Below are 9177 nucleotides of genomic sequence, written 5' to 3'. Positions count from 1 at the left end.
AGCGAGCATCTGGAGGGGAAATCAACCACAACTCACTACCTGGTAAATAGCAACAAAGTATGTGAAAACAGCCTTTTATTTAAAAGGTTCCAATCAATAGCGGATAGATTAATGCCATCAGCAGATAATATGAGCGGAGGAGTGAAATATATGCAACAAGATAATACTGATTCATTTAATGTTCTATACCTAATTGCTTTTGGGGATGAATCCAAAAATAAATGCTGCAGAAGAGAAGTTAAGTGCGTTGTTTCCAGACGATTATAAGTTGATATTTACCCCTAAGATTGGTGACTGGATTCTTCATTCCTATTAAGGATACCTAAATCAAAGGAAAAAATGGAATCATGTGGAAAAATAAGCCAAGAACAAAGAATAGTTTATTCGAACTGTTCATTAACTACTTCCTATCTCCTCTGAAAACTGTCATAATAATAAAGATGAAATTTTGTGGAGAGTGCTCATATGATTTGGTTATTCTTATCTTTATTGGGTTTAATATTTATTGTTTTAGCAATCTTTTATTTTGTATATAAAGCTAAAACATATGATAATAATCATTAAGTACTATTTCATTTATATTTCATTTCATTTTTTCAATAGGCAGTGGGAGCAATTTTAATAGGATTACTTCTTATTATCATTGGACTGAAGGTTCCTAATAATTCAGGCCATCTTCTCTTGCTTATGTCGCCCATTTTATTTCCAATTTTTATTTCGGATTGTACTACAATTTTATGTTCTCATTTGGACCTGAAATTTGTATAATTAGAAGAGCGCCGGAAAACAACCGGATAGCAAGGCAAGGGTTTCAGCACTGGCAATAAGATAAGCTGTAATTCCTGCCGTTGAAATTACGTAGGGAACGTGTTCGAATCCTGTCAGAGGCTCACTTTTGCTATGATGCAATTTGTGTCATATCTTCAATAAGCCTTAATTAAATAGGTGTTATTCTTCATTAAGAAGTTTCGCCTTGCCTCACAGAACCAAAGGGGGCAGTTTAGTTTAAGTTCATTTCTTCACATAAACTATATAATAGCAATATAGTTTATTCTATTAATTATTGTAATACACTATGATATGGTTATAATGAGGCAGAAAAGGTTTGTGACTAGGTCGCGCCTTGGCTTGACGCCTAAACAGGAGCATCTACATCCTTTCTGCAAATATATGGAGTAAGGAAGGTTAACATGAGCAACAGTGAAACTAAAACAGAAGTTATCTTAATTGGCGCCGGTATTATGAGTGCGACTTTGGGAACATTCCTGAAAGAGTTAGTGCCGGAATGGGAAATCAAAGTGTTTGAGAAGCTTGAAGACGCAGGGGCGGAAAGCTCTAACGAGTGGAACAATGCGGGAACAGGGCATGCTGCACTGTGTGAGCTTAACTACACAACTGAAAAACCGGACGGATCTATAGATATTAGCAAAGCTATTAAAATTAATGAACAGTTTCAGCTTTCAACGCAGTTTTGGTCTTATCTTGTAAACAGCAAGCTGATAAAAAACCCTCAGGACTTTATCATGCCATTGCCTCATATGAGTATGGTGTTAGGGGATGAAAATGTAACATTCTTAAAGAAACGCTTTGAAGCGCTTTCAAAAAATCCTCTGTTCCAAGGGATGGAGTTTTCTGAGGACCCGGCAAAACTGATGGAATGGATTCCGCTTATTATGCAAGATCGCCTTTCGAATGAAGCTATAGCGGCAACCAAAATCGACTCTGGAACGGATGTCAACTTTGGTGCTTTAACACGCATGTTGTTTGACCACTTAAAGACTAAAAACGTCGATATCAAATATAAACATAGTGTTGATAATCTTAAAGTTACTAGCGATGGCTCATGGGAATTAAAAGTGCGTAATGTCGATAGCGGAAGCGTAGAGCGTCATACTGCAAAATTTGTCTTTATCGGAGGCGGGGGCGGAAGCCTTCATTTACTGCAAAAATCCGGTATTCCTGAAGGGAAGCACATTGGCGGTTTCCCAGTAAGCGGATTTTTCATGGTATGTAATAATCCAGAAGTAATTGAGCAGCATCAAGCAAAAGTATACGGAAAAGCTAAAGTTGGTGCTCCACCAATGTCTGTTCCGCATCTTGATACACGATATATCGACAGTGAAAAATCGTTGCTATTTGGACCATTTGCCGGTTTCTCACCGAGGTTCTTAAAAACAGGTTCAATGTTCGATTTAATAACTTCCGTAAAACCGGATAATGTCTTAACAATGTTGGCGGCGGGTGCAAAAGAGATGTCATTGACAAAATACCTGATCCAGCAAGTTATGTTATCGAAAGAACAGCGCATGGAAGAGTTACGAGAGTTTATCCCGAATGCTAAGAGCGAGGATTGGGATTTAGTAGTAGCTGGCCAACGTGTACAAGTTATCAAAGATACTGCTGAAGGCGGCAAAGGAACGCTTCAATTTGGTACGGAAGTTGTTAGTTCCGCTGATGGCTCGATTGCAGCATTACTAGGTGCTTCTCCAGGTGCTTCCACTGCTGTTCACGTTATGATAGAGGTAATTAAAAAATGCTTCCCGCAACATCTGAAAGAGTGGGAACCAAAAATCAAAGAAATGATTCCTTCTTATGGCGTGTCACTAATGGAAAATCCAGAGCTTCTGCAAGAAATTCATGCTTCAACAGCAGCGGCTCTTGGTCTAAAAGAAAAAGAGCTAGCCCATAGTTAATTCTTTGGGTGTAGAAACAAAGGTATGAATTTACTTAAGGAATTGAGTAAATAATAGAATGCCATTGGAAGTAAAACATAGAACCTTTGATCTATCTTTGGATTGAAGGTTCTTTGTTTTGTCTTAAAGAGTAATTTTCTTATTCAACTGGTATGAACGAAGCTGTCTACCCACCACACCCAAATGTTCGAGGAAGAAGGTATTAGTAAATCTTTTGAAGAAAAATAAAGAGATTGGTAAGAAGTGCTTAAATACTTTCTGATATTTAATGAAATTTAAAAACGGTAAAACTATTTGCTAATAACTTTAGGGGGGAATATTGAAACAAGCATTACTGATAATCGGAATTATGGAAGTTATTAAGAAGAACAAGAAGTTTTTGAGAAAGAAAAAATCGTTAATAACATTAATACTGTAATTGAAAAAGCAATAAATAAAAGTATCTCAGTTGTTTTTATGAGAGATTTAGATGTTTCAAATGAGAAGGACCTGGATTCCAGATACACCGGGACATTAGAGTACCATCAACTGCTATCATATTTGATAAAGCTTCCCCGAATTCTTTTTATGGCATTCCATTACACGAGCATGTAAGTAAAAATAATATAGCGCGTATGGTAATAATGTGATGTATTTGTTTAAACCTGTTCACAATAATTACCGATAAATATCATCTTCTACGAACTGGTACTTTACTTCGTTACCAGGAGCTGCTGATCAGTGATGTTTAATCAATTGGACTTCCTCTTTACGTTATAAGGGAATAGAATATAAATAAAAAGGTGATTACAATTAAAAAAGTAAAAAGTATCCTATTTTTCCTTCTTGGATTCATATCCCTTGTGATTGGTGTTGCAGGGACTGTGTTACCTGTTCTGCCGGGCGGACCGTTTTACTTATTCGCTGCTTTTTGCTTTGCGAGAAGTTCAAAGTCGATTGAAAACTGGTTCAAAAGCACCTCATTATATGAAAAATACGTTGAAGCATTCCTACAAAAAAAAGGTATGACTAGAAAAGAGAAAATTAGAATCAATTTAGTTGCCGATTTCTTCATCATAATTTCTGTATTTTATGTGGACATCCTTTTAGTGAAAATCCTGTTGGTGGTGCTCGCCCTCTACAAACATTATTATTTCATTAAAAAAATTAAGACAATTGACCGAAACAGTACGAAACAAAGAACCTCTTGAAAAATTGATGTTCCCTTCATTTAGCTGTTTATTAATCAAATGAAGAAATTTTAAAAGAATATGTGGAAAAAAGTGTAGGGATTATCAAGCTGTTAACCCTCATATTGGATATGAAGTAGTAGCACGTATCGCGCGAGAAGCCATTCTAAATGGTAAATCAGTACGCGAATTATGCCTGCAATATGATATATTAACCGAGGAAGAACTTGAGTTAATTTTAAATCCATACGAAATGACAAACACGGTATTTCTGGAAGAACAAGGTGAAAAAATCCTTCGAGTATATTCCATATTGGTTTCCAGTAGACTCCGGTACTTTCCATCACAACATCGGATACCTGAAGGGCAGCGAGCCAATCACTTAAAGCTAACAGTCCCGTTGTTGTAGTTGAAAACGTTTCAATAGAGGTTTTTGGCTTTTTTTCTAATGGACCAAATAATACGCAGGCTACTACTGTTTTTTGGTGTACATCTAGACCAGCACACCGTTCAATCATTGCTTCCATAGGAGAATCACCTCAAAAAAAGATTTACAATACATATGACAGGAGATTTGTTACAAAAATTTTTGTATACGTACTAGCAGAACACTAAATGGTTCTTCAATACTGTCACAACCAGTTTCTTATACAGGGTATCTTCCTTAAGATCCACCAAAAAAAGTTCAGCCTGGTTGTATTGTTATCATCATTATTGTCAACGGTTTAATGGGTTAGACTTTATTTTGGGGTAATGAGCAGGGTTTCGTGATAGATGGTGGCGGCGAGGATCTCCGCCATAGAAGTTTCTTATGGAACTAAAGGGGCAGGCTAGCTCTTAAAACAATAAAGTTGTACCAATTAGAGTCTTGAATTTAAAATGTAGTAAATGGTAAAGAAAAAATAGGGGTATTATTATGGATAAAGAAAAAAATGCTTTAATTATAGTAGATGTACAAAAGGCTTTTGAGGATAAAAAATGGGGAGAGCGAAACAATCTAAGTGCAGAAGAAAACATTAGAAAAATACTAACATTGTGGAGGGAAAAGGGCTGGCAAGTAATACATATTCAACACATGTCCGATAACCCTAGTTCTGTATTCCATCCAATGAATGAAGGATTCGCTATAAAAGAATTGGTTGAGCCTCTTGAAGAAGAAGTAATTATAACAAAGAAAGTAAATAGTAGTTTTATCGGTACAAAATTAGAAGAGTTCCTAAAATTAAATGATATTACAACAGTAGTAATAACAGGTTTGACTACGCCCCACTGTGTATCAACGACTACAAGAATGAGTGGGAATTTAGGTTTTAATACATACCTTATTTCAGATGCGACAGCATCATTTGGCATAAAAGACCAAAATGGTAACTATTATGATGCCGAGACTATACATAATATTTCTTTAGCTACCCTTTATGACGAGTTCGCTACTATACTTACAACAGAACAATTAGTAAAAGAAGTATTTTAAGCTTGTTAAACTAACAGGTACTCTTACTTTAAAAAGTGAGGTTGGTGAGGCAATCTTTTTTCTTACGGAACTAAAGGGGCAGTTTAGTTGAAGATGAAATGACATAAATTTATTTATTAAATAGAGAGTTTTTAATAATAAATATCGAAAACACTCATAGTTATTTATCCGAAAGGTCATGGAGGAAGAAATGCAGAAAGTAATAAACATGATTAATCCGAGTTCGAAAGTGGCTGGTGTGTCATTACTTAAATTGAAAAAAACAAAATGGGAAAGGAATCACGGCTCCTTTCCCATTTTGTCAACAGCCCCCATAGGACTATTTTTTTATTTACCAATATTAAACCAACCTGGCATTGCTTGAATAACATTCCAAAGTTTTTCTGGAATATTAAGCTGGTCTAGTTTCGAAACATTCAACTCAGAAGCTATCTCGGCTTCACGTCCATTTGCGACCTTTTCTACCCAATCAGGGTTCATAATTAACGTATGCCCAATGGCAACTAACGGCAATCCTAATTCCATAGTTTTAAGAGCATCATCCGGTGTTATTATGGAACCAGCAGCCATCACAGGTACCTTACCGTTTGCTCTTTCAAGAATTAATTCAAGCCATGTTTTTTCATCTTGACTATCTACTGGCTTTGAAGACACATCAAATAATGAAGCATGTATATAATCCAAATCCTGTTCAACAAGGATATCAATTAATTCATATGTGTCTTTCATACGTAATCCGTCCACTTTGGAGGATTCTTCAGGTGAAAATCGGTATCCTAAAATGAATGGCTTTGTAGCATGTTTTTCAATGACATTTTTGATTTCTTCAATAATCGCCAATGGAAAACGCAAGCGATTTTCAAGTGATCCTCCCCATTGGTCCGTCCGTTGATTTGTCGCTGGCGACCAGAAATTCTGAATTAAAAATCCATGAGCCCCATGAATTTCGACGCCATCAAATCCAGCTTCAATCGCTCTTCTTGTTGTGTCGCCAAAAGCACGTATAATCGACAGGATTTCCGCATGTGATAGCTCTCTTGTTTCTACACTTGTTTGAAAAGCATCAACTTCGGGTTTCAATGCGCTCGCACTAACTGCATCCAATCCAGGTAAGGCTTTATTGCCTGCATGGAAAATCTGTAGTATCGCAGGAGATCCTCCACTTTTCGCTGCATCAGCTAATTTTCGTAAACTTGGAGTAAATTCATCATTGTATCCAGCAAATTCATTCGTAAAACCTTGCCCATTAGGAGTAACATGAGTACACCCTGTAATGACGAGTCCTACTCCATTCACTCTTTGTTTGTAATACTTTACTTCGTCATCCGAAATGGTAAGATCGTCATTACTTGACCAGGTTGTCATAGGTGCCATAACGATTCTATTCTTAATTGTTATTCCACTTCTGAATGTGGAGGATTCAAATAATCTACTGTATTTTTGATTCATTTCTTTAACCTCTCTATCGAATATTCTTCTAATGTTGAGTTAATCTGGACTACTATTATTACCATTCTGAGCCGTTACAACTATCCCTATTAGAAGTTCTACTTTAGTGTAATTGGTTAACGTAAGGGTAAGTCAAGCGTTAATTTTTATATGATTATATAAAGGATATTTGTTTTTGTTTCTCCTTTATGATATATTTTTAGTTACAGTAACTGTAACTAAAGGTGGGATAAGTAATGTTGTATTCAATGAAATATGTAGTGGAGAACTTAAATATATCTGCAAAGACACTTAGATTTTATGAAGAGCAAGGGATACTGCCAAATGTAACTCGTGATGAAAAAGGTCGTAGAGTTTATAGCGAACAACATATCGATTGGATTTCTTTTATTCGTTGTCTTAGAGAGACAGGAATGCCTCTTTCTAAAATAAAAGAATATAAGGAACTTTATGAAGTGGGAAATCCTACCTTCTTGCAAAGAGAAGAAATGTTAATACAGCATAAATTGGAAGTGCAAAAGAAAATTGAAGAAAGCTTAAAACACTTGGAAGTAATAAACTATAAAATAGCCATGTATGAACTTCAGAAAGAAGAGGTTAGGAAAAATCCTAATTATAACTTTAAATGTCATGGTCTGGAAAGTAATATTGTGAATTAATATACTTACGCTAACGGGTGCGTTAGCTGAAGATCGGAGCTGTCGCTAAGACAGCTTTTTTTTATGGAACTAACGGGGCAGGTTAGTTGAAGAACGTCATTTCCAATAAATCCATTATTTGTTAATATAGAGGTGACTAATGATTTGCGTTTGAAATAAAAATGAGGAGGAATACAATGAAACGAATGCCATTCGAACAACCAACCGACCATTATGATGAAAAGGTTTTTTCAATAGATGAACAACTTTGTGCATTACTAAAACAACGTAAGGAAATTTCAAACAATGATCCAGGTTTTCCACCTCATAAAAATATCTCAAATTGGGCGAAAAGGTTTGGACTGTACGAGGATTTGTTAAATTCGGTATTCGGTACATTGAGAAATGATGAAGAATTTAGACCACGTGTTGAACCAAAGGATTTTAGACGGCATTTACCCATCTTAAAATCAGTTGATAAAGGTGAATATATATATACGGTAACCTTTATTCGGCAATACCAGAATGCAAGCGTGGTTCATCTTAATATCGATTGGGATTCGACGAAGGATTCACCAGGCGATCGACATCCACACAATTTTTTCGAATTGTTTTTAGGAGAACAATATGATTGTCGATTGGATACTGGAAGTGGTTCAACAGGACAATTCGTACATAGTTTTATCGTATTTCCGCCGTTACCTGACGATATTTCAGGACTTAATTTAGTTTTTAGAGAATATAGCGTGCCTTTTGGAGACAAACCCACAGGTCTGGAGATTTCAATGCATTTGTAAGAGTTTCACTAAAGAGTGATTTACTTCATTATTAGGAGATGTTAGAAGCCTCCTTTTCTTAATGAACTAACGGGTGCGTTAGTTCTTTAAGGAACACAAAAATAATCAAATATTAAAGAATTTATAAGGGCATTAATTTATTAAACTTTATTTCAAAGCTACATAAAGGAGTACCTAGTTATTTAGCAGATGTTGCAGCAAGGACGATAGTATTTTTCCTACTCTAAATAATTGGGAAGTGAGTAAAAGATGTATTTAACTTTTTTGATATTGGTGGTTATTACGGGAATTGTCTCAATTGTTGATATTTTATTTGGATTAAAAGATCTTAACGAAGGAATAAAACTGTTTGTGAATTTGTCTAATGTTTTATTTATTGTTTCTTTGCTATTTTTTGTGAATAAAAGTGGAAAAAGCTATAAGCATAGAAGTTAACAAAAATAGTAAAAAAGACAGAAAAGGATTTTGGGGGATGTGCATTATTGTCTCTTTATTTCTTTTCTTTGTTTCCATAAAGGATTTCTTAATGAACTAACGGGTGCGTTAGCTGAAGATCGGTGCTATTGGTAATTATATATGCTTACGATGCTGATTAAGGAGTGAGATAAAATATTAAATTTACCAAAATTTTCAGAAGTAAAGATATTAAAACTATCTGTTCATGCATTGTTAATAGGTGTTTTATTAACTTTAGTTAGTTTAATTGTTAATGATGTTATTTCAATTGTTTTTCATGAAAGAGTTACATTGAATTTATTTTTTATTAATTTAATTATGGTTTTGTGGGTTTTGTGGGCAATGCAAAATACAAAATATCAAAAACAATGAACTTGAGTTTAGTAAATAAAGTGTTTTTTATTCAGCTAACAGGTGCGTGTGTGGCCGAGCCTAGGTCGTATCATATAGCGGGTGGGATTCCCGTCGAGTAAGAACTAGCCATTCGCTCGTAGCGAGTCT

General features: G+C 35.3%; 7 protein-coding genes and 2 pseudogenes. 7 read left to right on the top strand and 2 right to left on the bottom strand.

Annotation, left to right across the window (positions count from 1 at the left end; all coding sequences use genetic code 11):
* The 4 genes and pseudogenes from N9I19_RS23145 to aspA all read left to right on the top strand — a co-directional run.
* A partial coding sequence (locus N9I19_RS23145) for a hypothetical protein (RefSeq protein WP_317779109.1) occupies window positions 1-267 on the top strand: 267 nt, incomplete at its 5' end.
* An 899-nt stretch (window positions 268-1166) separates the two neighbouring features.
* Window positions 1167-2693 (top strand): malate:quinone oxidoreductase, encoded by a 1527-nt coding sequence (locus N9I19_RS23140; protein WP_317779110.1) that lies wholly within the window; start codon window positions 1167-1169, stop codon window positions 2691-2693.
* A gap of 782 nt (window positions 2694-3475) precedes the next feature.
* Window positions 3476-3883 (top strand): YbaN family protein, encoded by a 408-nt coding sequence (locus tag N9I19_RS23135; protein WP_317779108.1) that lies wholly within the window; start codon window positions 3476-3478, stop codon window positions 3881-3883.
* A 35-nt stretch (window positions 3884-3918) separates the two neighbouring features.
* A pseudogene (gene aspA / locus N9I19_RS23130) lies at window positions 3919-4121 on the top strand (aspartate ammonia-lyase); the annotation flags it as partial.
* Window positions 4122-4218: 97 nt separating this feature from the next.
* On the opposite strand, the pseudogene N9I19_RS23125 reads toward aspA, so the two are convergent.
* Window positions 4219-4380 (bottom strand): annotated as a pseudogene (locus N9I19_RS23125) (IS110 family transposase); the annotation flags it as partial.
* Between the two features lie 398 nt (window positions 4381-4778).
* On the opposite strand from N9I19_RS23125, the gene N9I19_RS23120 reads away from it, so the two are divergent.
* A complete protein-coding gene (locus N9I19_RS23120) occupies window positions 4779-5336 on the top strand; it encodes a cysteine hydrolase family protein (RefSeq protein WP_317779107.1) in 558 nt (185 codons plus the stop codon).
* 327 nt (window positions 5337-5663) lie between these two features.
* Here N9I19_RS23120 and N9I19_RS23115 read toward each other — a convergent pair whose 3' ends face one another.
* On the bottom strand, window positions 5664-6785 hold the full coding sequence (locus N9I19_RS23115; protein ID WP_317779106.1) for an NADH-dependent flavin oxidoreductase: 1122 nt from the start codon (window positions 6783-6785) through the stop codon (window positions 5664-5666).
* 236 nt (window positions 6786-7021) lie between these two features.
* Here N9I19_RS23115 and N9I19_RS23110 point away from each other — a divergent pair, with 236 nt between their 5' ends.
* Window positions 7022-7444: a MerR family transcriptional regulator gene (locus N9I19_RS23110; RefSeq protein ID WP_317779105.1), complete on the top strand. Its 423-nt coding sequence runs from the start codon at window positions 7022-7024 to the stop codon at window positions 7442-7444.
* 176 nt (window positions 7445-7620) lie between these two features.
* On the top strand, window positions 7621-8220 hold the full coding sequence (locus tag N9I19_RS23105; RefSeq protein ID WP_317779104.1) for a hypothetical protein: 600 nt from the start codon (window positions 7621-7623) through the stop codon (window positions 8218-8220).
* The last annotated feature ends 957 nt before the right edge of the window (window positions 8221-9177 follow it).

Source organism: Peribacillus sp. CSMR9, assembly GCF_033141925.1.
Classification (GTDB): domain Bacteria; phylum Bacillota; class Bacilli; order Bacillales; family DSM-1321; genus Peribacillus; species Peribacillus simplex_A.
This window is presented reverse-complemented; position numbering and strand designations above follow the sequence as displayed.